The organism is Bacillus sp. ISL-45, from assembly GCF_018613195.1.
Lineage (GTDB): Bacteria > Bacillota > Bacilli > Bacillales > Cytobacillaceae > Mesobacillus.
In genome coordinates this window covers 149,375-175,250 of record NZ_JAGGQQ010000004.1, presented here as the reverse complement: position 1 = coordinate 175,250, position 25,876 = coordinate 149,375, and the positions used below count along the sequence as shown (strand labels likewise).

21 protein-coding genes are annotated in these 25,876 nt (G+C 42.6%); all 21 read left to right on the top strand.

All coding sequences use genetic code 11. The annotated features are described in order from the left end of the window. Positions 1-188 precede the first annotated feature (188 nt). Positions 189-1,856, top strand: a complete 1,668-nt coding sequence (locus tag J7E35_RS03710) for a ribonuclease J (RefSeq protein ID WP_214777072.1) — start codon at positions 189-191, stop codon at positions 1,854-1,856. Positions 1,857-1,983: 127 nt separating this feature from the next. Then, positions 1,984-2,736 (top strand): ClpP family protease, encoded by a 753-nt coding sequence (locus tag J7E35_RS03705; RefSeq protein ID WP_251009431.1) that lies wholly within the window; start codon positions 1,984-1,986, stop codon positions 2,734-2,736. Continuing rightward, on the top strand, positions 2,733-2,945 hold the full coding sequence (locus tag J7E35_RS03700) for a YlzJ-like family protein (protein ID WP_214777070.1): 213 nt from the start codon (positions 2,733-2,735) through the stop codon (positions 2,943-2,945). Before J7E35_RS03705 ends, J7E35_RS03700 begins: the two co-directional genes overlap by 4 nt. A gap of 578 nt (positions 2,946-3,523) precedes the next feature. Next, positions 3,524-5,857, top strand: a complete 2,334-nt coding sequence (locus tag J7E35_RS03695; protein ID WP_214777068.1) for a DNA translocase FtsK — start codon at positions 3,524-3,526, stop codon at positions 5,855-5,857. A 308-nt stretch (positions 5,858-6,165) separates the two neighbouring features. Continuing rightward, complete coding sequence (locus tag J7E35_RS03690) at positions 6,166-6,891, top strand: GntR family transcriptional regulator (RefSeq protein WP_192473241.1); 726 nt, start codon at positions 6,166-6,168, stop codon at positions 6,889-6,891. An 86-nt stretch (positions 6,892-6,977) separates the two neighbouring features. Next, on the top strand, positions 6,978-8,072 hold the full coding sequence (locus J7E35_RS03685) for a BMP family lipoprotein (RefSeq protein WP_251009430.1): 1,095 nt from the start codon (positions 6,978-6,980) through the stop codon (positions 8,070-8,072). A 244-nt stretch (positions 8,073-8,316) separates the two neighbouring features. After that, complete coding sequence (locus J7E35_RS03680; RefSeq protein WP_214777066.1) at positions 8,317-9,840, top strand: ABC transporter ATP-binding protein; 1,524 nt, start codon at positions 8,317-8,319, stop codon at positions 9,838-9,840. Then, on the top strand, positions 9,837-10,916 hold the full coding sequence (locus tag J7E35_RS03675) for an ABC transporter permease (RefSeq protein WP_214777064.1): 1,080 nt from the start codon (positions 9,837-9,839) through the stop codon (positions 10,914-10,916). Before J7E35_RS03680 ends, J7E35_RS03675 begins: the two co-directional genes overlap by 4 nt. A gap of 1 nt (position 10,917) precedes the next feature. Further along, on the top strand, positions 10,918-11,871 hold the full coding sequence (locus J7E35_RS03670) for an ABC transporter permease (RefSeq protein WP_192473244.1): 954 nt from the start codon (positions 10,918-10,920) through the stop codon (positions 11,869-11,871). 221 nt (positions 11,872-12,092) lie between these two features. Beyond that, complete coding sequence (locus J7E35_RS03665) at positions 12,093-13,181, top strand: GGDEF domain-containing protein (RefSeq protein WP_214777062.1); 1,089 nt, start codon at positions 12,093-12,095, stop codon at positions 13,179-13,181. A gap of 210 nt (positions 13,182-13,391) precedes the next feature. Continuing rightward, on the top strand, positions 13,392-14,669 hold the full coding sequence (yfmF, locus tag J7E35_RS03660; RefSeq protein ID WP_214777061.1) for an EF-P 5-aminopentanol modification-associated protein YfmF: 1,278 nt from the start codon (positions 13,392-13,394) through the stop codon (positions 14,667-14,669). Continuing rightward, positions 14,669-15,964: an EF-P 5-aminopentanol modification-associated protein YfmH gene (gene yfmH / locus J7E35_RS03655; protein WP_214777060.1), complete on the top strand. Its 1,296-nt coding sequence runs from the start codon at positions 14,669-14,671 to the stop codon at positions 15,962-15,964. The genes yfmF and yfmH overlap by 1 nt, the downstream gene beginning before the upstream one ends. Positions 15,965-16,034: 70 nt before the next feature. Then, positions 16,035-16,757 carry an elongation factor P 5-aminopentanone reductase gene (gene ymfI, locus J7E35_RS03650; RefSeq protein ID WP_214777059.1) on the top strand — a complete coding sequence of 241 codons (723 nt, stop codon included), beginning with the start codon at positions 16,035-16,037 and terminating at the stop codon, positions 16,755-16,757. A gap of 101 nt (positions 16,758-16,858) precedes the next feature. Beyond that, entirely contained in the window at positions 16,859-17,116 is a 258-nt protein-coding gene (locus J7E35_RS03645) for a DUF3243 domain-containing protein (protein ID WP_214777057.1), read from the top strand. A 340-nt stretch (positions 17,117-17,456) separates the two neighbouring features. Next, the gene (locus J7E35_RS03640) at positions 17,457-18,248 is read left to right on the top strand and encodes a DUF3388 domain-containing protein (protein WP_214777055.1); all 792 of its coding nucleotides are present in this window, start codon (positions 17,457-17,459) and stop codon (positions 18,246-18,248) included. Between the two features lie 20 nt (positions 18,249-18,268). After that, complete coding sequence (locus J7E35_RS03635; protein WP_214777053.1) at positions 18,269-19,165, top strand: helix-turn-helix domain-containing protein; 897 nt, start codon at positions 18,269-18,271, stop codon at positions 19,163-19,165. Between the two features lie 145 nt (positions 19,166-19,310). Then, complete coding sequence (gene pgsA / locus J7E35_RS03630; RefSeq protein ID WP_214777051.1) at positions 19,311-19,889, top strand: CDP-diacylglycerol--glycerol-3-phosphate 3-phosphatidyltransferase; 579 nt, start codon at positions 19,311-19,313, stop codon at positions 19,887-19,889. A 24-nt stretch (positions 19,890-19,913) separates the two neighbouring features. Continuing rightward, a complete protein-coding gene (locus J7E35_RS03625) occupies positions 19,914-21,161 on the top strand; it encodes a competence/damage-inducible protein A (RefSeq protein WP_214777049.1) in 1,248 nt (415 codons plus the stop codon). Positions 21,162-21,466: 305 nt separating this feature from the next. After that, on the top strand, positions 21,467-22,507 hold the full coding sequence (gene recA / locus J7E35_RS03620) for a recombinase RecA (RefSeq protein ID WP_214777047.1): 1,041 nt from the start codon (positions 21,467-21,469) through the stop codon (positions 22,505-22,507). A 369-nt stretch (positions 22,508-22,876) separates the two neighbouring features. Further along, positions 22,877-24,439 (top strand): ribonuclease Y, encoded by a 1,563-nt coding sequence (gene rny, locus J7E35_RS03615; protein WP_483297195.1) that lies wholly within the window; start codon positions 22,877-22,879, stop codon positions 24,437-24,439. Positions 24,440-24,556: 117 nt separating this feature from the next. Then, complete coding sequence (locus J7E35_RS03610) at positions 24,557-25,354, top strand: TIGR00282 family metallophosphoesterase (RefSeq protein ID WP_214777043.1); 798 nt, start codon at positions 24,557-24,559, stop codon at positions 25,352-25,354. Positions 25,355-25,876 lie beyond the last annotated feature (522 nt).

The window sequence follows — 25,876 nt, the reverse complement described above, 5'->3', positions numbered from 1 at the left end:
AGAGTCGTTGTAATACCCGAAAACTAAATTCAAAATCCAATCGGTAAAAGCTGGAACCTTGAACATAGAGAAAGGTCAGCATCATCCTTTTGACACGAATGAATATTGTTGTAAAGGATTTCTGCCATCAAGTATAATGATTTTAACTGATTGCGTTCGGGAGCTAACAACATAGGAGGAGCGGGAGATTGATTACGAAAAACGAAAGTATTAAAATCATTCCACTTGGCGGAGTTGGGGAAATCGGCAAGAATATGTACATCACCGAAGTAGACGGTGATATTTTCGTGGTTGACGCAGGATTAATGTTTCCTGAGGATGAGATGCTTGGGATTGATATAGTCATACCCGATTTAACATATTTGATATCGAATAGCCACAGGGTTAAAGCGATTTTCCTGACGCACGGACATGAAGATCACATTGGGGCATTAACATATGTTTTACGAAAAATAAATGTCCCCGTTTACGGAACGAAATTAACTATTGCCCTTTCCAAAGAGAAGATGAAGGAGCAGGAATTTACTGGATCTGCTGATTTTCATGAAATTCATGCGGACTCAGTATTGGATTTTGACAATGTTTCTGTTTCCTTTTTCAAAACCAATCATAGTATCCCTGATTCAGTAGGCGTCAGCATTCATACTTCAGAAGGCGCAATCGTACATACAGGGGACTTTAAATTCGACCAGGCTGCTGGACCACTGTACAAACCAGAAGTCGGCAAGATGGCAGCAATAGGTGAAAAAGGTGTTCTTTGCTTGCTTTCAGACAGTACAGAGGCTGAAAGACCAGGGTATACACCATCAGAATCAACCGTCGTTGCTGAACTGTCCAATGTTTTTTATAATGCACAGGGCAGGATCATTGCTGCTTGCTTTGCTTCTGACCTAAACAGGATCCAGCACCTCTTTAATAGTGCATCGGCAAATGGCCGCAAAGTAGCGGTGGCAGGCAATAGCTTAAAGCGTGTGTATGATATTGCATTGCAACTCGGCTATTTACAGGTGGAAGAAGACTTAATTATATCGGTAAATGATTTAAAGGATTACGAAGATGATCAGGTTGTTATTTTAACCACGGGAAGCCAGGGCGAGCCGATTGAAGCTTTGCAGAAGATGGCTAAACAAGTTCATCCACAGGTGAATATCCGGGAAGGGGACACAGTCCTATTTGCTGCGTCTCCACTGCGGGGAAGTGAAGTATTTATATATAAGACGATGGATATGCTTTACCGTGCCGGTGCGAATGTTATGTCTGGCAAAAAAAGTGTCCAGGTTTCAAGCCATGGAAGTCAGGAAGAATTGAAATTTATGATTAATCTGATGAACCCGAAATTCTTCATTCCTGTTCATGGCGAATACAAAATGTTAAAGGCTCACAAAAAGCTGGCACAATCATGCGGGATTTCAGAGGAGAATATTTTCATTCCTGACCGTGGTGACGTAATAGAAATTTCTGGCGGGAAACTTAAGTCCACTGAGAAGGTTCCGGCAGGGAATACATTGATTGACGGAATCGGGGTTGGAGATGTAGGCAATATTGTTCTCCGGGACCGAAGACTGCTTTCGCAGGACGGCGTTTTAATTGTAGTCGTTACACTGAATAAAGCAGACAGAAGGATTGCAGCCGGACCTGAAATTATCTCGCGCGGTTTCGTCTATGTCCGTGAATCAGAAAAGCTGATGGCGGAATCTTCTGCGCTTGTAAAAGAAATCGTAGAGAAAAATGCAGAAAAAGCGTTATTTGATTGGAATAGTCTTAAACAGGACATCCGTGATTCATTGAATCAATATTTATATGAAAAAACAAAACGCCGCCCAATGATCATGCCGATCATAATGGAGGTTAAATAATCACAAAAGGTACTGGCTTGATGCCAGTGCTTTTTGTTTTACCATCTCATGTCACTTCTCTGGTCTGGAATGAAAATGCTTATGATGTTCATACTAAAATTATCATGCCTGAAGGGAGCATAAAAAGATGGATATTGATATGAATAAATTCAGTTCAGAAAACCAGGAAGGACAGCAAGGGGATAAGGAGAACAAACCGTCTGGCCTTCTTGAGAAAATACAGCAGCTTGGACAAACGAATGTACCCCAGCTGTCTCAGGATTCGAAGATCCATTGTTTGACGATTGTTGGCCAAATCGAAGGGCATATGCAGCTTCCGCCTCATAATAAAACGACGAAATATGAACATTTAATTCCACAAATTGTCGCAATTGAACAAAACCAGAATATTGAAGGCTTGCTTGTTATCTTGAATACAGTTGGCGGGGATGTAGAAGCAGGGCTGGCGATATCGGAAATGCTGGCTTCACTTTCGAAGCCGACAGTATCTATCGTACTGGGTGGCGGCCATTCAATAGGTGTGCCTATTGCGGTTTCCTGTGATTATTCTTTCATTGCGGAGACAGCAACAATGACTATTCATCCGATCAGGTTGACTGGACTCGTCATTGGTGTTCCGCAAACTTTTGAATATCTAGATAAAATGCAGGAAAGAGTCGTGAATTTTGTTACAAAGCATTCCAATATTGCTGAAGAAACATTCAAGGAGCTGATGTTTGCCAAAGGGAACCTGACGAGAGACATTGGAACGAACGTGGTCGGCCATGATGCGGTGCAAACCGGTCTTATCCACGAAGTCGGCGGCATAGGACAGGCAATGAGGAAGTTAAACGAATTAATTGATATGAATAAACAAAAGTCAGAAGTGATTGTACAATGATCCTTTATACGATGATGCCACAGGAACAGGTCTTCCCTCCAAATGAAGAGGGAGCTGTAAACCAGATAATGATAAATTATAATGGAATTCCTATCATGGCTGAATGGACAGAGAATCACGAGTACCGGGTAATCAGGGTTATGAGTACCGATCCAAATCACTATATGGAACCTTCATGTTTACCGGGTTCAACTATTTCACTATCGTAGTTAAAACTTCTCGGAAAATTTTTACTTGCACGGAATAGAAAATCCGTCAGGCAGTTGCGGAATAAGTTTAGATACCTTTTGAAATAGCATAGCTAAGAAAACGATTGTCCCGTTTCACCTCGCAAATATGATATAATATGGATACACTCAGCATTGGCAGCCGATAGGGCTGCTTTTCTTCCTTCATAAGAAAGTATAAGCTTTTAACTAAGATTCCTGTCTAGCTCCAGCGCCTAGCACCTCGAGACGCTTGTCTAGTGTTGCCTCCTAGAAACTTCGAAACTTCAACCCCGCCGGAAGAAGCAAAGTGCTTCTTTGTCGGAGTCTCCAGTTTCTGCGTTTCTGGGCAGTCGGCTATACATTTCGATTTCGGTCCGCCCAATGAAGTCAAAGAGCGACTTCACTGGTCGACCCTCCGTGGCACACGATGTGCTAGACCCGCCAGCCACAGGACGTGGCGCCTTAAATCGGACAGCGCTTGTCGGGGCTGGACAAGGCGCTTGCGCTTTTCTTATAAGTTTGAAGAATGGACTCATTGTTTATGCTGATAGTGAAGCTATAAATATTCAGGTGATAAAATGGCCAAAAAGAAAAGACGGCAATCAAGAAAGAAGAGTGCATTGAAAGCAACAGTTCAATATGAACTTGCCGGGTTAGCATTGCTCGCATTGGCCATCATAGCGATGGCGGATTTGGGTGCGGTTGGAAGGGCGGTCGTGATGTTTTTCCGCTTTTTCTTCGGAGAATGGTATATGCTCAGCCTGGTCGGGCTGGTCGTGTTCAGTATTTATATTATGTGGAAACGAAGCCTGCCCTTCATTTTCAATACCAAGTTGATTGGTACATATCTGATTGTCAGTGCAATCTTGTTATTAAGCCACGTGACGTTATTCGAACTATTATCCAATGGAGGAAAGTTTGAGGATCCAAGTGTCATTAAAAATACATTTGATTTATATGTCATGGAGGCAAAAGGAGAGACAAGCACAACAGACCTTGGTGGCGGGATGATCGGGGCTGTGATGTTTGCGCTGTTTTATTTTTTGTTTGATGCAGCTGGCTCCCAGTTGATTGCGTTTCTGTTGATCATTATAGGCGCGATTCTCGTTACAGGGAAAACCTTTAGTGAAGTTGCCGGAAAAATACTTACACCAATCGGCAGTTTTATCAGTGACCAATGGATTTCATTCATTGAAGATGTGAAGCAATGGAAAGAAAATCACCAGCATAAAAAGACGGAAAAACTGCAGGGAAAGCAAGCTAAAAAAGAGAGCAGCCAGGCAGTTTCACAGGAAGCGCCAGTTGAAAAAACAATCGAACTTACTGATGAGCCGGCTCCGGAGCCAATCATATCCAGCTTTGCTGAGCGAGCCTATGCAAACACTGCTGAAGCACAGCCACAGGAGGCGGAGAAGAAGGCTAAAACCGGAACGGACAATGGTGATGCTGGTGAAGACTTGACACAATCTATTACATTTACTGAGGTAGAGAATACCTCATATGAGCTTCCGCCGATTGATCTATTGAAGCTGCCCAATAAAACCGACCAGAGCGGCGAATATGAAATGATTCATGCCAATGCAGCCAAGCTTGAACGGACCTTCCACAGCTTTGGTGTAAAGGCGAGGGTTACCCAGGTTCACCTTGGACCGGCTGTTACAAAATATGAAGTCCACCCAGATGTCGGTGTCAAGGTCAGCAGAATTGTAAGTTTGAACGATGATTTGGCATTGGCTCTGGCTGCGAAGGATATCAGGATCGAAGCCCCTATACCCGGAAAGTCAGCCATTGGAATCGAAGTACCTAATTCCGAGGTGGCCATGGTTTCTTTACGGGAAGTTATTGATTCCAAACAGCACAACAAACCTGGATCAAAACTTCAAATTGGATTGGGGCGCGATATTACCGGAGAAGCAGTACTGGCAGAATTAAACAAAATGCCTCACCTTCTTGTTGCCGGTGCCACCGGTAGCGGAAAAAGTGTATGTATTAACGGGATTATTACCAGTATTCTGATGAAAGCAAAGCCTCATGAAGTCAAATTGATGATGATCGATCCAAAAATGGTAGAGTTGAATGTTTATAATGGGGTACCACATTTGCTGGCTCCTGTTGTGACTGATGCGAAGAAAGCATCCCAGGCACTCAAAAAAGTGGTCAGTGAAATGGAAAGGCGCTATGAGCTTTTCTCGCACACTGGAACAAGGAACATAGAAGGCTACAATGAATATATTAAGAGGTACAATAGCGAGGAAGAAGCGAACCAGCCTTTGCTCCCATTCATTGTCGTAATCGTGGACGAGCTTGCTGACTTGATGATGGTAGCATCATCTGACGTCGAAGATTCGATTACACGTCTTGCACAAATGGCCCGTGCTGCGGGAATCCATCTGATCATAGCTACGCAGAGGCCGTCTGTTGATGTCATTACAGGGGTAATCAAAGCGAATATTCCTTCAAGAATTGCATTTGCAGTATCTTCGATGACAGATTCAAGGACGATTCTTGATATGGGCGGTGCTGAGAAGCTGCTCGGTAGAGGTGATATGCTATTCCTGCCTGTAGGGGCGTCCAAGCCAGTCAGGGTGCAGGGAGCTTTCCTCTCGGATGAAGAGGTTGAAGAGATTGTCAACTATGTGATTGGTCAACAGAAGGCGCAATATCAGGAAGAAATGATTCCTGAAGATATACCTGAGAATACGTCAGAGGTTGAGGATGATTTGTACGGTGATGCCGTAGACCTTGTGGTGGAAATGCAGACAGCTTCTGTATCCATGCTGCAAAGAAGATTCAGGATTGGGTACTCCCGTGCAGCAAGACTGATTGATGAAATGGAGCTGAGAGGTGTCGTTGGGCCCTATGAAGGAAGCAAGCCGCGTACCGTCCTGGTGGCTAAGTCTGAAGAGGCATAACCTCTTACGTTTATAAAAGACAAAAGTCGGGTGAATACACCCGGCTTTTGTCTTTCTTTAGGAAATAACTCCTATCGAAAAAATAATAGTGTCATACTATTAAAACCGCTTACAAAAAAGTATTATACCAAAAAAATAGGTTTTTCGTCCCGGAAAAAGTGACAATTTTGGTTATTCTAGCTTTTTTCGACAAAATGATGAAACTCTATTTATTTATCTTAAAAAAAGTGTTATAGTATTTTCGATTAGTAGGAATGCTATACATCAGATGTCTGATGTCTTGAGCAAAAAGGTTGGAGGAACGCCTCATGTCGATCAAGTCAGATAACCGGCACCTGTATTTACAAGTAATCGATCACCTTAAGCAAGATATTCAAAAAGGTATATATAAAGAAAGAGAGAAATTGCCTTCTGAATTTGATCTTGCCAAACAGCTTGGAGTTAGCAGGGCAACTCTCCGCGAAGCATTGCGAATTCTTGAAGAAGAAAACGTCATTGTTCGCAGGCATGGTGTAGGAACCTTTGTCAACGCCAAACCCTTGTTTGAGTCAGGTATCGAACAGCTTAACAGCGTGACTGGCATGATTGAGCAGGCAGGGATGAAGCCTGGTACAATCTTTTTAAACTCAACGACTACTGGGCCAACCGAAGAAGATATTCGTCGTTTCTCATGTTCGCTTGATGATGAAATCACACTCGTTGAAAGGGTCAGAACTGCAAACGGGGAACCAGTTGTCTATTGTCTAGACAAGATTCCTTCAAGTATCCTGCCGGAAGATTCTTCTTTTGAAGATGAATCATTGCTTCATCTTCTTGAGATTAAATCGAACCGGAAGGTGACATATGCAGTAGCTCAGATCGAGCCAATTGGCTATCATGAGAAGATTTCACCCATCCTTGAATGCGCGCCCGAAACAGCATTGCTTGTTTTAAAACAGATGCATTTCGACGAGAACGATGTTCCAATTCTTTATTCGGTCAATTACTTTAAAGCCGACAAGTTCAGTTTTCATGTCCTTAGAAGAAGAATTTAATTTTTTTAATGAAATGAAAACGCTAACTGATTGGTTTTTCAGAACATTCCTGCGAAATCACAAACATTCTCTGGGGGGTACAAACCTTGAAAAAGCGTAAATTTGGTTTGGTAATGTCATTGCTTTTAGCGGCAGGTACAATGTTGGCAGGTTGCGGAAGCGACGAAGGCGGCAGTTCTAATGGCAAGGAGTCAGACTTAAGAGTAGGTATGGTTACTGACGCAGGTACGATTGATGATAAATCTTTCAACCAGGGTACTTGGGAAGGAATCCTGAAAGCTGAGGAAGAACTTGGCGTAAAGACAAAGTACCTTAAGCCAGCTGGAACAACTGAAGCTGAATACTTAAAAGAAATCGGCAACTTATATGATGCAGAATATAAGTTTATTATTACACCGGGCTTTAAATTCGAAACAGCAGTATTCCAAGCCCAAGATAAATATGAAGATGCTAAATTCGTCATCATTGACGGAAACCCACACAATGGAGATTTTAATCCAGTCGTAAAAGACAACACTGTTGCTGTATTCTTTGCTGAGCATGAGTCTGGATTCCTTGCTGGTGTAGCAGCAGCGGTTGAATTGAAAGAAGGCGAAGCAGGCTTTATCGGTGGTATGGAAATTCCGGCAGTACAAAAGTTCAACTGGGGCTTCCAGCAGGGACTTAAGTATGCAAACGAAAATCTTGACACAAATGTAACAATGAAAGCTGAGAACGTTGTATATCAAGGTTCATTTGATAACGCTGCTGCTGGTGGACAAATCGCGGCTCAATTCTATGATCGCGGCGTAGATGTCATCTTCACTGCTGCTGGTGGTGTTGGTGTTGGTGCGATCAACGAAGCGAAGAACCGTGCTAAGGCCGGAGAAAATGTCTGGATCGTTGGTGTTGACGTTGACCAGTTCGAAGATGGTAAGTACGATGGCGACAAGTCCGTTATCCTTACTTCAGCAATGAAGAAGCTAGACCAGGTTGCTTTCGACATGGTCCAAGCTGAAATAGATGGCAAATTCCCAGGTGGAGAAACATTAACATTTGATGCAAAGAACGATGGTATTGGTCTTCCTGAGAAAAACCCTAACCTAAGCGAAGAAACTATGGGCAAGGTTAAGGAAGCTTACGACAAGATTAAATCAGAAGAAATCAAGGTCTCTGCTGAACAAGGAGATTTATTTAAGTAAAAAAGTGCAAAAGAGACGGTTCCTTCCGTCTCTTTTGTCTATCAAACCCGGTACGGAAAAAATTGCTAATTTTAAAATGTAAGTTCGATTGATTTTTCGTATTGATAAAGAAATGTACAGCTCCAGAGCCTGGCTTACACAAAATCGGCCTGCCAGAACAACACGGCCAAATCTTGTGAAGCTGACCAAGGCGCTTACGCTATTCTTAATAGGTATAGAGTCTAATACAAAGGTGAGTGCTACTATGAGTTATGTAGTTGAGATGTTGAATATCCGGAAAGAGTTTCCGGGTATCGTAGCCAACGATAATGTTACCCTTACCCTAAAAAAAGGGGAAATACATGCACTATTAGGTGAAAACGGTGCAGGGAAGTCAACCTTGATGGGTGTCCTGTTCGGCATGTACCAGCCAGAACGAGGCATTGTAAAAGTAAATGGCCAAGAAGTAAAGATTACCAATCCTAACGTTGCCAACCGTTTGGGAATCGGGATGGTCCATCAGCACTTTAAGTTAGTCGAGAATTTTACTGTTACCGAAAACATCATTTTGGGCAGTGAGCCACTTAAGGGCATGGTGCTTGATATTGATAAAGCAGCAAAAAGAATTGAAGAATTATCAAAGCATTACGGTTTGAATGTTGACCCGCATGCGAAAATCGAAGATATCTCAGTAGGTATGCAGCAAAGAGTCGAGATTTTGAAGATGCTTTATCGTGAAGCAGATGTTCTGATTTTGGATGAGCCAACAGCTGTTTTAACACCAGCAGAAATTGATGAATTAATGAAAATCATGCGCAATCTTATTAAAGAAGGCAAGTCTATTATTATTATCACTCATAAACTGAAAGAAATTAAAGCGGTTGCTGACCGTTGTACGGTAATCCGCCGTGGTAAAGGCATTGGCACTGTCAATGTGTCAGAAGCAAGTGAGGCTAGTCTTGCAGAAATGATGGTCGGACGTCAGGTCTCTTTTAAAGTGAATAAGAAAGAAAGTACTCCTGCTGAGGTAGTACTTAAAATAGATTCTTTGTCTGTCAAAAATAATAGAAAAGTAATGGGATTAAAGGACTTTTCACTGGAAGTTCGAGAGGGAGAAATTGTTGGTATTGCCGGCGTTGAAGGTAATGGCCAGACAGAGCTTGTGGAAGCAATCACTGGTCTAAGGAAAGCAGAGTCCGGGTCAATCCTTATTTATGGTGATGAAATCACTAATCTTCCAATCCGTCAGAGAAATGAAAAAGGCATCAGCCACATTCCCGAAGACAGGCAAAAGCGCGGTCTTGTACTGGATTACTCGCTTGTCTCAAACATGGTGCTCCAAATCTATAATAAGAAGCCTTTCTCTAAGAATGGATTATTAAATGTGTCCGCTATGAAAGCGTATGCTCAAAATATACTGACGAACTTTGATGTGCGTTCAGGTGAAGGTGCTGCATCGATTGCCAGAACACTATCTGGTGGTAACCAGCAAAAAGCCATTATCGGAAGAGAGCTGGAACTTGATCCAAAGCTATTGATTGCGGTTCAGCCAACACGCGGTCTTGATGTTGGGTCAATTGAATACATCCATAAAAGGATTATTGAACACCGTGATAAAGGCAACGCAGTTTTGCTGATTTCATTGGAACTTGATGAGGTTTTACAGTTATCAGATCGTATCGCGGTTGTAAACAATGGTGAACTGGTAGGAATCGTAAATGCAGCTGAAACTGACGAAAATGAAGTTGGTCTAATGATGGCAGGCGTGTCTAAGGAGAGAAGCATATGAGAAATACCATCGTATCTTTAATATCCATTATTCTAGGTTTGGTAGCCGGAGGCATTTTGATGCTGTTCATCGGCAGCAATCCGATCGAAGGCTATTCCTACTTGCTTCTAGGAGCACTGAAGAATCTAGAGCGGATCGGTAATACTTTGGCAACAGCAACTCCGCTTGTATTCACTGGTTTGTCTGTCGCTTTTGCATTCCGTACTGGTCTTTTTAACATTGGCGCTTCTGGCCAGATGCTGGCAGGGGGACTTGCTGCAACAGCTGTCGCCTTAACTTTCGATCTATCCGGACCCATGAACCTTTTGGCTATGGTACTGGCAGGTTTGATTGCAGGTGCTTTATGGGCATTCATTCCTGGTTTGCTAAAAGCAAAATTCAATGTTCACGAGGTTGTTTCCACAATTATGATGAACTGGATTGCCTACTGGACGATTTACTATATTGTCCCGGGGTATTTCAAGGGTGAATTCCTTGAGACAGAATCTAAGAAACTCGCAGAATCAGATACTTTGAGGACGCCATTCTTAACTGAAATGTTTGATGGTTCTTATATCAACCTGGGTCTGTTCCTTGCAGTCATTGCCGTTATTATCATTGCCTTTATCATTGATAAGACGACATTGGGCTTCGAGTTGAAAGCGGTTGGTTTTAACCGATTTGCTGCAGAATATGCAGGTATGAAAGTTAACCGTAACATTATCCTATCCATGTTAATTTCAGGTGCACTTGCGGGTGTTGGCGGGGTAGCGTTGTATACAGGGAACGCTTCTAGTATTCAAATAGGTATTCTGCCTTCACAAGGTTATGACGGCATCGCGGTAGCCCTCCTTGGTGCCAACCATCCTGTAGGGGTATTCTTCGCGGCGGTACTGTTCGGGATTTTATACTCTGGTACAGGATTCATGAACGCAATGACGGAAATTCCACCTGAATTGGCAAACACCATTATCGCGATCATTATTTATTTTGCTGCAACAAGTGTTATGATTGAGCGTCTTTTGAACAAATTCAAGGCGAAAAAATCGAACAAAGAAGATAAAAGTGGTCCTGTAGTCGAGAAGGGAGATTCATAAGATGTGGTCAATAATAGAACAAATTTTTCCTTACGCGATTATCTTTACAATTCCTCTTCTAATTACGGCGCTTGGCGGACTTTTTAGTGAACGAAGTGGTATTGTTAATATTGCCCTTGAGGGATTGATGGTCATTGGTGCCTTTTCTGGCGCACTGTCCATCCATTACCTGAGCGGTGTATTGGACAACCACACATTGGTACTCTGGCTTGGATTGCTGGCTGCTGTACTTGCTGGTGTGCTTTTCTCCATCTTGCATGCTTTTGCCAGTATTAATCTTAATGCCAATCAAATTATCAGTGGTACGGCAATTAACCTGATTGCCACTGCACTGACAGTGTTCCTTGCAAGGAATATTACTGGTAGTGGAAACATTCGGATCTCAAGCGGTTTTTCACCATGGGATGTTCCTTTCCTTTCTGATATACCTGTAATAGGAGATTTATTTTTCACAAAGACATATCCAACAACATGGTTGGTATTGATTATTCTTTTCGCAAGTTCATTCATTTTATATAAAACAAAGTTTGGACTGCGTTTGCGCTCCTGTGGCGAATTCCCGCAGGCTGCAGAAGCAGCAGGGATCAATGTCAGGAGAATCCGTTACAGCGGGGTACTGATTTCTGGAGCTTTCGCCGGTCTTGGCGGAGCCTTGATTATCGTCACACAGTCAGGTGAATTCACAGGAACCGTTGCAGGTCTTGGCTTCCTGGCACTTGCTTCCTTGATTTTCGGTCAGTGGAAGCCGCTAGGTGTGCTTGCAGCGACACTCTTCTTTGGATTTGCCAGTACGATTGCAAACGTGTCTCAAGTAATTCCTGAGCTTGCTGTTATTCCACCAATCTTATTGAAGATTTTCCCTTATGTAGTGACGCTGATCGCACTCGTAATCTTCTCCAAATCATCACAAGCTCCAAAGGCTGTTGGAGAAACTTTTGATAGTGGGAAACGTTAATACTGTTTACTGTGAAAAGAGGTACCTCAAAAGGGTGCCTCTTTTAATATTTGTTAATGCCCAATATTGTGTTAAGTCCCTGTTGATTGTAGTGGAAGAGACTTAAAGAATCAGTTGATAATATCTTAAAAATTTGAACATTCTTTTTAGAATTCATCTTCCATATGTGTTAATATAAAGGAAAAGTTTGCTAAAAATAAAATCGTCAAGAGGGCATGCTCATGAAGCTATCATTATATATGGACGATCGAGAAACGGAAAAAATCTTTTCTTATTTACGCTGGATATTCTTGCTGGTAGGGATTCTATTATTCTACTTTCCCCCATTGGCGGACAGGCTGAATTTTACGAAAGAAACATTTCCTTTATTGCTGTCACTAGGATTTGTCTACATGACCGTAGCCCAGGTTGCTTTACTAAAAATGTCAGCGGGAAACGAGTATTTCAATTTACTTACAAAGGCCGGCATCGTTTTCGATTATATTGCGTTAATGTGGCTGCTTGCATTGACAAATGGAGTCATGTCCCCGCTTTTTCCGATTGCTTATTTGGTCGTTATGCATGCGACCATTTATTGGCGGACGAAAGGGGCAATTTTATCTTCGATTTCGTTAACAATAGGATACATAACTATTTTTGCCGTACAGGCTCAATTTGACTTTAATACAACATTTGTCTTTATTTTAAATCTTGTTTTCATATGGATCATTGGTGTGTTTGGATCATTGATCGTCATACGTGAAAGGAAGCATTTAAAACAGAAAGAGATTTTTCATGAACTGATGTTCACTGACTATTTAACAGGCTTATATAATCATCGCCATTTCCAGGAACAATTAAGGGTTTTGGCAAGTGCACGGCAAGACTTCCTGCTGGTAATGGGAGATATTGATCACTTTAAGCAAATTAATGACCAGTTCGGACATTTAGCGGGTGATGAAATCTTGAAGAAAATTGGAAGCATCTTTCAAGAACTGGCCGCTGAATATGATGCGCAAGCTTTCCGTTATGGCGGAGAGGAATTTGCCTTTCTATTGCCTGCTATCGAGGAACCAGAACAAATCCGCTTTTTTGATGACCTCTACGAAAGATTATCTGCTGAAAAATTCAGTGAAGAATGCAAGAGTGTCACAATGAGCTTTGGTATAGCTTCTTTAAAAGGGTCCGTCTTGCCGGATAAACTTCTTGGTTACACTGACCAGCTTCTATACAGCGCAAAAGCAAACGGAAAAAATCAGGCTAACTTTGAATCTGGTTATACATATTTTTATTCACGGGCAAAAGATGAAATCGCTGCTTCTAGACAATAAAAGCTTCCCAATGGGGAAGCTTTTGCCATATTGACTGCCAATTCCTTGAATAAGACTTAATGTGAAAGGTATAGTTAGAGTATATTTATAGGAATATTAAATATAGACTTCACAACGTATACATAAAAAGAAGAATGTTTTATTTTCATCAATAATGTGAAGAAGAAAGATTGTAAGCAAGTCCTGTTGTATAAATAAAGGAGGATTTCAATGGCTGTCATTTCAGAAAGCATCAAGGATATGAAGGGCTACAAGCTCCATATCGTCAAAACCGAAAAATTCAAGACAAATACAATCGTTTGGAAAATGAAGGCGCCGCTTACGAGTGAGGATGTAACAAAACGGGCGCTGCTTCCGTATGTTCTGCAAAGCAGTTCCAAGGCTTACCCAACGACTTCGAAGTTTCGATCTTATCTTGATGAGCTTTATGGAGCTAATTTATATGTAGATGTTTCAAAAAAGGGAGAATATCAAGTCCTCAGTTTTTCTCTTGAAATTGCCAATGAAAAGTTCCTGAGCGACCCTGACCCTTTGCTGAAAAAAGGATTGCAATTGATGGCGGAGATACTTGTGAATCCGCTGGCTGAAAATGAAACTTTTGACAAAGAGACAGTTGATAAGGAGAAACGTACATTAAAACAGAGAATCCAGGCTGTCTATGATGATAAGATGCGATACTCTAATTTCAGGCTCGTCCAGGAAATGTGCAAAGATGAACCATATGCACTCCATGTCAATGGCGAGATTGATGATATTCCGCAAATAGACGAGAAAAATCTCTACGAATATTACCAAAAAGCATTTGCGGAAGATGAGCTTGACCTGTTTATTATCGGGGATGTTGATGAGGCGGAAGTCCAGTCGTTTGCCCAGGAACTCCTGCAATTTGACGAGCGCACACCCAAGCTTGTTGAGACTTCGAAGGGTGCTGACGTTGAAGAAAAAACCGTCAAGGACCATGAGGATGTTAAGCAAGGTAAGCTGAATATCGGCTACAGGACAAATGTCCTTTATGGAGATAAGGATTATTATGCACTCCAGGTGTTCAATGGAATTTTCGGAGGCTTTTCACATTCAAAACTATTCTTGAATGTGCGGGAAAAAAATAGCCTGGCTTACTATGTCGCCAGCCGACTTGAAAGCCATAAAGGTTTGATGATGGTCATGTCGGGCATTGAATTTGAAAATTTTGAACTGGCCGTAAAAATAATCCGTGAACAAATGGAAGCCATGCAAGCTGGCGATTTTAGCGACCAGGAAATCGAACAGACAAAAGCTGTAATCGAAAACCAGATGCTTGAAACAATGGATACGGCAAGAGGGATGGTAGAGGTCCTGTATCATAATGTTGTATCACGTCAAAATGTCAGCCTCGATGACTGGCTTCAGGGCATGAGTAAAACCACAAAAGAAGAAATCGTTGATGTAGCCAAAAAGGTGCAGCTTGATACGGTTTACTTCTTAACTGGATTGGAGGCGGACAAATAATGGAGAAGATTACCTTTGAACAGCTCCAGGAAGAAATGTACTATGAAAAGCTGAATAACGGACTGGATGTGTATATACTTCCGAAAAAAGGCTTCAATAAAACATATGCTACATTTACAACGAAATACGGTTCGATCGATAATCACTTCCTTCCTCCAGGAAAGAATGATTTCGTGAAGGTGCCTGATGGAATTGCCCATTTCCTTGAGCATAAATTGTTTGAAAAGGAAGATGGAGACGTATTCCAGCAATTCAGCAAGCAAGGTGCTTCGGCGAACGCATTCACATCATTCACGAGGACTGCGTATTTGTTTTCCAGTACATCCAATGTAGAAAAAAACTTGGAAACGCTGATCGACTTTGTTCAAGAACCTTATTTTACCGAGAAGACAGTTGAAAAGGAAAAGGGGATCATCGGGCAGGAGATCACAATGTATGATGACAACCCTGATTGGAGACTGTATTTTGGCCTTATACAAAATATGTATAAAAACCATCCGGTCAGCATCGATATTGCTGGTACAATCGAGTCTATTTCCCATATAACAAAAGATATGCTGTATGAGTGCTATGAGACTTTTTACCATCCAAGCAATATGCTGTTGTTCGTGGTGGGTCCTGTTAAGCCTGATGAGATCATGGGCTTGATAAAAGAGAACCAGGGCAAGAAGGTATACAAAAACCAGCCTGAAATCAAGCGGAGTTTTGATGAGGAGCAGGCAGGGGTGGCTGAGAAGAAACAGGTTCTTAAAATGAATGTCCAGACGTCCAAGTGCCTGGTTGGAATCAAGGCTGCAGACCCAACTGAATCGGGCAGGGAGATGCTCAAAAAAGAGCTTTCCATCAATGTGATGCTTGATATCCTCTTTGGCAAGAGCTCAGAAAACTATACTCAATTGTATGGCTCAGGCTTGATTGATGATACTTTTTCGTACGATTATACAGAGGAGCAGGGCTTTGGCTTTGCGATGGTTGGCGGCGATACAAACGAGCCTGATGTCCTCGCAAGCAAGCTTGAAGCCATGCTTTTGGATGCAAAGGACGGGCGAGGATTGACAGATGACAACCTTGAAAGAACAAAAAAGAAAAAAATTGGAGCTTTCCTCAGGGCGGTCAATTCACCTGAGTATATTGCTAACCAGTTCACACGCTATGCATTCAATGAAATGGACCTGTTTGATGTTGTGCCGGTGCTTGAAAGCCTTACACTGGACGATCTTAGGCAGGCTGCCAGCAAGCTGATTGCTGAAGAACGATTCACAGTCTGCCAGGTAGTCCCAAAGGATAAGCAATAAAACAGCATTTCATTTATGCGCCGGTCCTTGCCGGCGCATTATTTCATGAGAGTATTTGGAGAGGGGAAACATGAAAAAATTCGCACTCGTTACAGGAGCAAGTGGGGCGATCGGAAAGGCGATTTCCACGAAGCTTGCAGCTGAAGGTTATTCGCTTTATTTGCATTTTAACAAGAACGAAAAAGGGATGGAGGAACTTGTCTGCGAGATTCAACACTTTGGCGGAGAATATATACCGATCAGGGCAGATCTTGCCTCAAAAACAGGCTATTTGGATTTAGCGGCAAACATTTTCTCCATTGATGCGATTGTACATAATGCAGGTAATGCCCTTTATGGACTTCTTGAAGATTTGGAGGAGGCGGAAGCAGAGGAACTTATCCAGATTCATTTAACATCGCCTTTGATGCTGACCAAAGAGCTTATTCCTAAATTGCGGCAAAAAGAAAGAGGGAGTATCGTCGTAGTATCATCAATATGGGGGCAGACAGGCGCATCGTATGAAGTGGCTTACTCGGCAGTGAAAGGAGCCCAAATAGCTTTTGCCAAAGCGTTGAGCAAAGAACTGGCAAGCTCAGGGATAAGGGTGAACGCCGTAGCTCCAGGAGCGATTCAGACTCCTATGGTTGAAGACCTTTCACAGGAAGAGATCAAGGCCATCACCGATGATATTCCATCAGGCCGTTTGGGAAAAGCTGACGAAGTGGCAGATAGTGTTGAATTCCTCCTGTCTGATAAATCCACTTATATTAACGGGCAGGTCCTGGCAGTTAACGGTGGCTGGCTGACATGATGCATATGTGACAATTTTTCAAAACATGAACCGTTATGAATAATTATGGGAGTACGTATGCAAAATAACCTTGTACTATTTCAGACAAGGAGGTTGTCAATATGTCCGTACTGGATAACTGGAATCAATGGAAGGATTTCTTGGGAGATCGCCTTCATCAGGGGCAGGAACAGGGTCTGAACAAAGAAGTCGTGGGAGACCTTGCCTACCAAATTGGGGACTATCTTGCCAAGAATGTCGACCCTAAAAATGAGCAGGAAAGAGTACTTGCAGACCTGTGGTCAGTTGCAAGTCCTGACGAACAGCATGCCATCGCAACAGTGATGGTTAAATTGGTTCAGAATAACGGTTCTAAATAATAAGTGGAATTTGAGAGGGGACATACAGCTTCCTCTCTTTTTTTTACGCTCTTAACGTAAAATTTGTTGCTTTCTTAACCAAAAGTAAAAACTGGCACCTTGGTGTTTACGTGTAATATTCGCTCATGATTCAGAAGTCTCCTCGTAAAGAGCTTTATTTATCGACGCAAAGAGGTGTGCATTTCCATCGAAAAGGCATCTGGCACAAGGCTTTATTTTACTTTTAACTTCTGGCTTGTTTTTCCTTTCATCTTCTTTGAAAATCATATAATATAGTAGCTAGATATTCGATGTCAAAATGTGTCGCAATCAAGTGACCCTATAGCAGAGGAGGAGAACGATGGAAAAGAAAGAATGGTACTTGGAATATGAGATTATGATTAACCGTCCAGGACTGCTAGGTGATATTTCTTCCTTGCTTGGTATGCTGTCAATAAATATTGTTACGATCAATGGAGTGGATGAAGGAAGACGCGGCCTGTTGATCCTAGCAAAAGATGATGATCAAATTGAACGATTAGAGTCAATTTTAAATACAATGGATACAATAAAGGTAATTAAAATCCGTGAACCAAAGCTTCGTGACCGGATGGCGGTCAGACATGGCAGGTACATACAGCGTGATGCAGATGATAAAAAAACATTCCGGTTTGTTAGGGATGAACTTGGACTACTTGTAGATTTTATGGCAGAATTGTTTAAGATGGAAGGACACAAACTGATTGGGATCCGCGGGATGCCGCGAGTTGGCAAGACGGAGTCCGTCGTGGCTTCAAGTGTCTGTGCGAACAAGCGGTGGCTGTTTGTATCTTCAACATTGCTGAAACAGACAATCCGCAACCAATTGATTGAAGATGAGTATAACGCTGATAATTTATTTATCATTGACGGAATCGTCTCCACTAGGAGGGCAAATGAGAAGCACTGGCAGCTTGTCAGGGAAATCATGCGCCTGCCTGCGGTAAAGGTTGTTGAACATCCGGATATTTTTGTCCAGAATACGGAATATACAATGGATGACTTTGATTATATTATTGAACTTCGCAATAACCCTGATGAAGAAATCGTGTATGACATGGTTCAGAAGAATCACATGTTTACCGATTCTGATTTTGGCGGATTTGATTTTTAACAGTATTGGAAGGTGTTATCGTGACTGAGTTAGGAAATATATTAAAGGAAGCACGTGAAGCTAAGGGCCTCAGCCTGGACGAACTGCAGTCCATCACGAAAATACAGAAGCGCTACCTTCTTGGTATTGAAGAGGGCAATTACTCTATGATGCCAGGAAAGTTTTATGTCCGTGCATTCATTAAACAATATGCAGAGGCTGTGGGGCTTGATCCAGAACAGCTTTTTGAGCAGCATAAAAATGAAATCCCATCTACATACAACGAAGAGCTGCCCGAGCAGCTTTCCCGTGTCCAGTCGAGGAAAAGTATTTCTCCGGAGACTTCCAAAATCCTCGATGTTCTTCCGAAAATTTTGTTTGGAATCTTTATCATAGGCGCTATCGCACTGGTTTGGTATCTGATCGTCGAGTATGCGGGTGATGAAACAAAGGATCCTGTGACGACAGGTAAGCAGACAAGGGTGGAAGAACCTGCAGAGATAACAGATGAAGATGATCAAACAGATGATAGCGGAAGTGAAGGCACTGGCGAGGATGAGGGTGCTTCCGAGGAGGAACCGGCTGAAGAAGAAACAGAGCCTGAAACTCCGCAACAGGAACTTACCGTCGCCTCAAACAGCGGCAGCAACACTGTTTATGAATTGAAGAATACAGACAAGTTCGTCGTGAAGGTTGTTTCTTTAGGCAGGACATGGGTCAGTGTTAAAAACGGGGCAGGCAAGACTTATTTCGGTGAAGAGTTGAATAAAGATGCCAAAGTCAGCGAGACTGCTGACCTGACAAATGATACTCAGGCTTTGATCAAAGTTGGCTTTGCTCCAGATACCGAAATTTATGTAAATGATCAGAAGCTGGAATATGCAATTTCCCCTTCAAATGCTACGACACAGAATATAACCATTAATTTTGTAAAGTAAGGTTTAATTCTATTGCCCGTATGAACTTTAGTTTATACGGGCTAAAATTATAAAAGGCATATTTAATGATGTTTTTTACATATTGGATATAATGAAAGAAGTCAAACTAATGGCTTTGCAATTTTTCATCTGGAGGAAATAGTATATGAATTTGCCAAATAAGATTACGGTTTCACGAATTTTATTGATTCCGTTATTCATGATCATCATGCTTGTCCCATTTTCATGGGGGGATATCTCCCTGCTTGGTACAACCATGCCCGTCACTCATTTTGTAGGAGCGCTAATCTACATCTTTGCGTCTGTTACAGACTGGGTTGACGGTTATCTGGCACGAAAGCACAACTTAGTTACAAACCTTGGGAAATTCCTTGATCCCCTTGCAGATAAACTGCTTGTCTCTTCTGCACTGATTGTGTTGGTTGAACTGGGGTATGCCCCTGCGTGGATTGTCATTATTATCATCAGCCGGGAGTTTGCTGTAACCGGATTGCGTTTACTGCTTGCTGGCGGTGGCGAAGTTGTTGCAGCTAAAATGCCCGGTAAGATTAAAATGTGGGCCCAGACAGTGGCCATTTCCGCCCTCTTGCTGCACAATATCATTTTTGAAGCATTCTCCATTCCGTTTGCAGACATCGCATTATGGGTGGCGATGTTCTTTACCATTTGGTCTGGATGGGATTACTTCGCTAAAAACAAGCAAGTATTCAGTAATTCCAAATAATCGATTTTGTCAGGGGGACAAGAAATGAATGCCGAAATCATTGCTGTGGGATCTGAATTGCTCCTTGGGCAAATTGTCAACACGAACGCCAGGTTCCTTTCCAGGCAGCTTGCCGACCTGGGAATCAATGTTTACTTTCATACTGTTGTCGGAGATAATCCTGATAGATTGAAGAATGCAATGGAAATTGCCAGGGAACGTGCAGAGCTGATTATCTTTACTGGCGGATTGGGTCCGACGAAGGATGACCTGACAAAAGATACTATTGCTGGGCAGCTTGGAAAGCAGCTTGTTCTTGATGAAGAAGCGATGAAGTCCATCGAATTGTATTTTGAAAAAACGAACAGGGTAATGACTGAGAATAACAGGAAGCAGGCACTCGTCATCGAAGGGTCCACTGTCCTGAAAAATGATCATGGCATGGCTCCGGGGATGTTCCTGCCAACTGAGGACAACAAGTACATGCTTCTGCCGGGGCCTCCCTCTGAAATGGAGCCTATGTTCTTGAAATACGGTCAGGCTGCTATTGAAGGCTTGTCTGGCAATCAAGCTAAAATTGAATCGAGAGTCCTCCGGTTCTTTGGAATTGGCGAGGCGGCTCTTGAATCAGAAATTGAAGATTTGATTGACCAGCAAAGCAATCCGACCATTGCACCACTGGCTGGAGACGGTGAAGTTACACTGAGGCTTACCGCGAGGGACGACGTGCGCGGGTCTGCCCAGGCATTGATTGACCGAATAGAAGCTGAAATCATGGACAGAGTCGGTGAGCATTTTTATGGTTACGACGAAACTTCCTTAGTCATAGAGCTTTCAAAAATATTGAAAAGCAGAAACCTGACATTATCAGCTGCTGAAAGTTTAACAGGCGGCATGTTCCAGCAGGATTTGACTTCAGTTCCAGGTGCAAGCAGCCTTTTTAAGGGCGGTATCGTCTGTTACTCCAATGAGGCCAAAATTGGTCTTGTGAAGGTTGATTCGAAAACAATCGAGAAATTTGGAGCTGTAAGCAGTGAATGTGCGGAAGAACTCGCAGTAAATGCTGCAGCGCTTACCAACTCTGATATCGGCATCAGCTTTACCGGAGCAGCTGGTCCAGACAGCCTGGAGGGGCATCCGGCTGGAACGGTTTTCATCGGGGTGCATATAAAGGGGCAGCCAGTCCATGTGGAAAAACTGACCCTCAGCGGTTCCCGGGATGCCATCAGGAAAAGGTCAGTAAAGTTTGGCTGTCAGATTATAATTAATAGATTATCAGGAACACGGAAGTGATGAACTCCCGTGTTCTTTTTATGCCCCTGAATATACTGAAAGGAAATAGTCATCCCCGTATTTAGAATAGGCAGATTCTTTGCTGAAAACTAATTTTAATGGGTATATATCAAAGTAAAACTGCTGAAAAAAGCATCGAAAAATCAATTTTGACGCTTTTTGCTCTTCTAAAAAAAACGAATAAATGTTCGATTTTTTGTTGGACAAACCTCTTGGAAAAAGGTATAGTAATAGTAGGCTTTAAATAAGAGATTTGCGGCCAGACAGTATGCTGGTTCGTTTTTATATAAAAGGAGGAAATTTGTGTGAGTGATCGTCAAGCTGCCTTAGATATGGCGTTAAAACAAATTGAAAAGCAATTTGGTAAAGGATCAGTTATGAAATTAGGGGAGAAAACAGACACTAAAATTTCTACTTCTCCAAGTGGGTCCCTTGCACTGGATGCTGCCCTGGGAATAGGCGGATATCCTCGCGGACGTGTTGTTGAAATCTACGGACCTGAAAGTTCAGGTAAGACAACTGTTGCGCTTCATGCAATTGCAGAGGTACAGGCAAATGGCGGCCAGGCGGCATTCATTGACGCTGAACACGCACTGGATCCTGTATATGCACAGAAACTTGGTGTAAATATCGATGAGCTTCTTCTTTCGCAGCCTGACACTGGAGAACAGGCTTTGGAAATCGCAGAAGCACTTGTGCGAAGTGGAGCAATTGATATTATTGTTGTTGACTCCGTTGCAGCTCTTGTTCCAAAGGCTGAAATTGAAGGTGAGATGGGCGATGCCCACGTTGGTCTTCAGGCCCGTTTGATGTCCCAGGCATTGCGTAAGCTTTCCGGTGCAATCAACAAGTCAAAGACTATCGCAATCTTCATTAACCAGATTCGTGAAAAAGTCGGCGTTATGTTCGGGAACCCTGAAACAACTCCTGGAGGACGCGCTCTTAAATTCTATTCAAGCGTACGTCTTGAAGTCCGCCGTGCTGAAACTTTGAAGCAGGGCAATGATATGGTCGGTAACAAAACGAGGATCAAAGTCGTCAAGAACAAGGTCGCTCCTCCATTCCGTACAGCTGAAGTGGATATCATGTACGGTGAGGGGATTTCCCAAGAGGGTGAAATCATCGACATGGGTTCAGACCTTGATATCGTCGATAAGAGTGGTTCTTGGTATTCCTACAATGGTGAGCGTCTTGGACAGGGAAGAGAGAATGCGAAAATGTTCCTTAAGGAAAACCCATCCATCCGTCTTGAAATCAAGCAGAAAATCCGTAATCACTACGGCCTTGATGGCGAGTTCAAAGTGACTGAAACTGATGAAGACCAGGAAGAACTTCCATTAGATTAATAGTCTATCTCTGCTATCACCAAGGTCTCCTGAAATCCAGGAGGCCTTGTTTGTACTTTTCTTACTTTAATGTTAGGTGAATATTGATTTTCAGCCTTTATACTCCTTTCGGAGAATGCGTAGAAAATCAACAGTCACATCGAAGAAATAAGAATTGATTGAATAATTAATCAAACCAACAGAATACACATGGGACAAACCCTTGACAATAAAATATGGCAGCTTTACAATTAAAAATGTATATTTTACATTTTCATCGTATTAAAAACGTTTAAAAGCATTTGAGCTGTATATTGATGCTTGTAACAATGTACATGCCGACACTTTAAAAAACGTAACACAAGTTCATAGCAAGAGGAGGTGAAAATGATGGATCTAATTATTTCAATCATCTCCATTTTGCTTGGCCTATTCGTCGGTGCAGTTGTTGGCTATTTTTATCGTAAATCCGTTGCGGAAGCAAAAATTGCAGGTGCCAAAAACGCCGCAGAACAAATTGTTGAAGATGCGAAGCGTGAAGCAGAGGCTATGAAAAAAGAAGCCCTGCTGGAGGCTAAGGATGAAAATCACAAGCTGCGTACTGAAGCAGAGCGTGAAATTCGTGAACGAAGAAATGAACTGCAAAAACAAGAAAATCGTTTATTGCAAAAAGAGGAGAATCTTGATCGCAAAGATGAGTCGTTGAACAAACGCGAGAATCTTTTAGAGAAAAAAGATGACGCTCTTTCCAAAAGACAACAGCATATTGAAGAGATGGAAAGCAAAGTGGACGAGATGGTACGAAATCAGCAGACTGAACTAGAACGCATCTCGGGCTTAACGCGTGATGAGGCTAAATCCATCATTTTGGAGCGTACTGAGCAAGAACTTGCTCACGACATTGCACTAATGATTAAGGAAAACGAAAACAGGGCGAAAGAAGAATCCGATAAGAAAGCGAAAGAAGTACTTTCACTGGCCATTCAAAGGTGTGCAGCAGATCATGTTGCTGAAACGACTGTATCAGTCGTAAATCTTCCGAATGATGAAATGAAAGGGCGTATTATCGGTCGTGAGGGACGGAATATCCGCACCCTGGAAACGTTGACTGGAATTGATCTCATTATTGATGACACTCCGGAAGCCGTTATCCTTTCTGGATTTGACCCAATCAGACGTGAAACAGCCCGTCTAGCTCTAGACAAGCTTGTCCAGGATGGACGTATTCATCCGGCTCGAATTGAGGAAATGGTTGAGAAAGCGCGCCGTGAAGTTGATGAACATATTCGTGAGGTTGGGGAACAGACTACCTTCGAAGTGGGAGTTCACGGACTGCATCCAGATCTTATTAAAATTCTTGGCCGTTTGAAATACCGTACAAGCTACGGACAGAATGTACTTAAACATTCAATGGAAGTAGCCCAATTGTCCGGATTGCTTGCCGCAGAACTAGGTGAAGATGAAACGTTAGCTCGCCGTGCAGGACTTCTGCATGACATCGGAAAGGCCATTGACCATGAAGTGGAAGGAAGCCATGTTGAAATTGGCGTGGAGCTCGCTACAAAGTATAAGGAGCATCCAGTTGTAATTAACAGTATTGCTTCTCACCATGGTGATACAGAGCCGACTTCGATCATTGCAGTACTTGTTGCAGCTGCTGACGCATTATCAGCTGCAAGGCCTGGTGCCCGTAGCGAAGCGCTTGAAAACTATATCCGCCGTCTCGAAAGGCTGGAAGAGATTTCAGAATCCTATGAAGGAGTCGAAAAATCATTCGCTATTCAGGCTGGCAGAGAAATCAGGATCATGGTTAAGCCTGATCAAATCGATGACTTGCAGGCCCACCGCCTCGCACGAGATATTCGCAAGAAAATCGAGGATGAACTCGATTATCCTGGACATATCAAGGTTACAGTCATCCGTGAGACACGGGCAGTTGAATATGCAAAATAAAGCGGTGCTTCGGCGCCGCTTTTTATATTGATGGAAACTTTGCTGGTTTTCCTCTAATCTCGATGTTATGGTACAATTTTTACATAAAAACTAACTTAAAGGCAGGAATGAGGATATATGAGGATTTTATTTGTAGGGGATGTTGTAGGTTCGCCTGGACGGGATATGGTTACGGAATACCTGCCAAAGCTAAAGGGGAAATTTCGTCCGACTGTTACCATCATAAATGGTGAGAATGCAGCGAGCGGAAAAGGGATTACCGAAAAGATTTACCGGCAATTTCTCGAACAGGGCGCACAGGCTGTAACTTTAGGCAACCATGCATGGGATAATCGAGATATTTTCGAATTCATCGATAATGCTAAATATCTGGTCAGGCCCGCTAATTTCCCTGAAGAAGTACCCGGAAAAGGAATTGTTTATTTAAAGGTCAACCAGGAAGAACTGGCAATAATCAACTTACAGGGCCGTACCTTCTTGACACCAATAGATTGCCCATTTAAAAAAGCAGATGAATTGATTGAGGAAGCTAGCAAACGCACTTCCCTCATCTTCGTCGATTTCCATGCTGAGGCAACTAGCGAAAAGCAGGCGATGGGCTGGTATCTTGATGGGAGAGTTTCCGCTGTGGTCGGTACGCATACTCATGTCCAGACAGCAGATGACAGGATCTTGCCCTCTGGTACAGCTTTTCTTACCGATGTAGGCATGACCGGGCCATATGATGGTATATTGGGAGTAGAAAAAGAAGCGGTCCTAAGAAGGTTCATGACAAGTTTGCCAACACGTTTCGAAGTAGCCAAGGATGGAAGGAACCAGCTGTCTGCAGTATTGATAGATTTGGATAAAAAGACTGGCAAAGCAGTGAAAATCCAAAAAATCCTTATTAACGAAGATCACCCTTTTTATGATTAAAAGTATGATATCTGGTTAACAATCTTTCAGGCTGCAGACGGACTCATTTGAGTTTATCTGCAGTCTATTAATTTGCGTTAAATTGGTTATTTGGATGTGTATGAAATACCGAATGCCTCTTATTAAGAAGCATCCGGAGGAAAGATATCCTTATGAAGAGGGGGAAGGCCGCATAAGAGTACGATTCGCGCATAAAGGTACCCTTATAGAAAGGTAGAAGGCCGCATAAGGGTACGATTCGCGCATAAAGATACCCTTATAGAAAGGTAGAAGGCCGCATAAGGGTACGATTCGCGCATAAAGATACCCTTATGAAGAGGTAAAAGGCCGGATAAGGGTACGATTCGCGCATAAAGATACCCTTATGAAGAGGTAGAAGGCCGCATAAGGGTACGATTCGCACCGAAAGATATCCTTATGAAGAGGGGGGAGGGCCGCATAAGGGTACGATTCGCACCGAAAGCTACCCTTATAGAAAGGTAGAAGCTCGCATAAGGGTAAGATTCGCGCATAAAGATACCC

Excerpts from the sequence above, each read along its gene's own strand:
- J7E35_RS03645 (WP_214777057.1), top strand. The coding sequence starts at position 16,859 with ATGTCCGTACTGGATAACTGGAATCAATGGAAGGATTTCTTGGGAGAT.
- J7E35_RS03680 (WP_214777066.1), top strand. The coding sequence starts at position 8,317 with ATGAGTTATGTAGTTGAGATGTTGAATATCCGGAAAGAGTTTCCGGGT.
- J7E35_RS03695 (WP_214777068.1), top strand. The coding sequence starts at position 3,524 with ATGGCCAAAAAGAAAAGACGGCAATCAAGAAAGAAGAGTGCATTGAAA.
- J7E35_RS03700 (WP_214777070.1), top strand. The coding sequence starts at position 2,733 with ATGATCCTTTATACGATGATGCCACAGGAACAGGTCTTCCCTCCAAAT.
- J7E35_RS03690 (WP_192473241.1), top strand. The coding sequence starts at position 6,166 with ATGTCGATCAAGTCAGATAACCGGCACCTGTATTTACAAGTAATCGAT.
- J7E35_RS03705 (WP_251009431.1), top strand. The coding sequence starts at position 1,984 with ATGGATATTGATATGAATAAATTCAGTTCAGAAAACCAGGAAGGACAG.
- rny (WP_483297195.1), top strand. The coding sequence starts at position 22,877 with ATGGATCTAATTATTTCAATCATCTCCATTTTGCTTGGCCTATTCGTC.
- yfmH (WP_214777060.1), top strand. The coding sequence starts at position 14,669 with ATGGAGAAGATTACCTTTGAACAGCTCCAGGAAGAAATGTACTATGAA.
- J7E35_RS03670 (WP_192473244.1), top strand. The coding sequence starts at position 10,918 with ATGTGGTCAATAATAGAACAAATTTTTCCTTACGCGATTATCTTTACA.
- yfmF (WP_214777061.1), top strand. The coding sequence starts at position 13,392 with ATGGCTGTCATTTCAGAAAGCATCAAGGATATGAAGGGCTACAAGCTC.
- J7E35_RS03610 (WP_214777043.1), top strand. The coding sequence starts at position 24,557 with ATGAGGATTTTATTTGTAGGGGATGTTGTAGGTTCGCCTGGACGGGAT.
- ymfI (WP_214777059.1), top strand. The coding sequence starts at position 16,035 with ATGAAAAAATTCGCACTCGTTACAGGAGCAAGTGGGGCGATCGGAAAG.
- J7E35_RS03675 (WP_214777064.1), top strand. The coding sequence starts at position 9,837 with ATGAGAAATACCATCGTATCTTTAATATCCATTATTCTAGGTTTGGTA.
- J7E35_RS03665 (WP_214777062.1), top strand. The coding sequence starts at position 12,093 with ATGAAGCTATCATTATATATGGACGATCGAGAAACGGAAAAAATCTTT.
- J7E35_RS03640 (WP_214777055.1), top strand. The coding sequence starts at position 17,457 with ATGGAAAAGAAAGAATGGTACTTGGAATATGAGATTATGATTAACCGT.
- J7E35_RS03625 (WP_214777049.1), top strand. The coding sequence starts at position 19,914 with ATGAATGCCGAAATCATTGCTGTGGGATCTGAATTGCTCCTTGGGCAA.
- pgsA (WP_214777051.1), top strand. The coding sequence starts at position 19,311 with ATGAATTTGCCAAATAAGATTACGGTTTCACGAATTTTATTGATTCCG.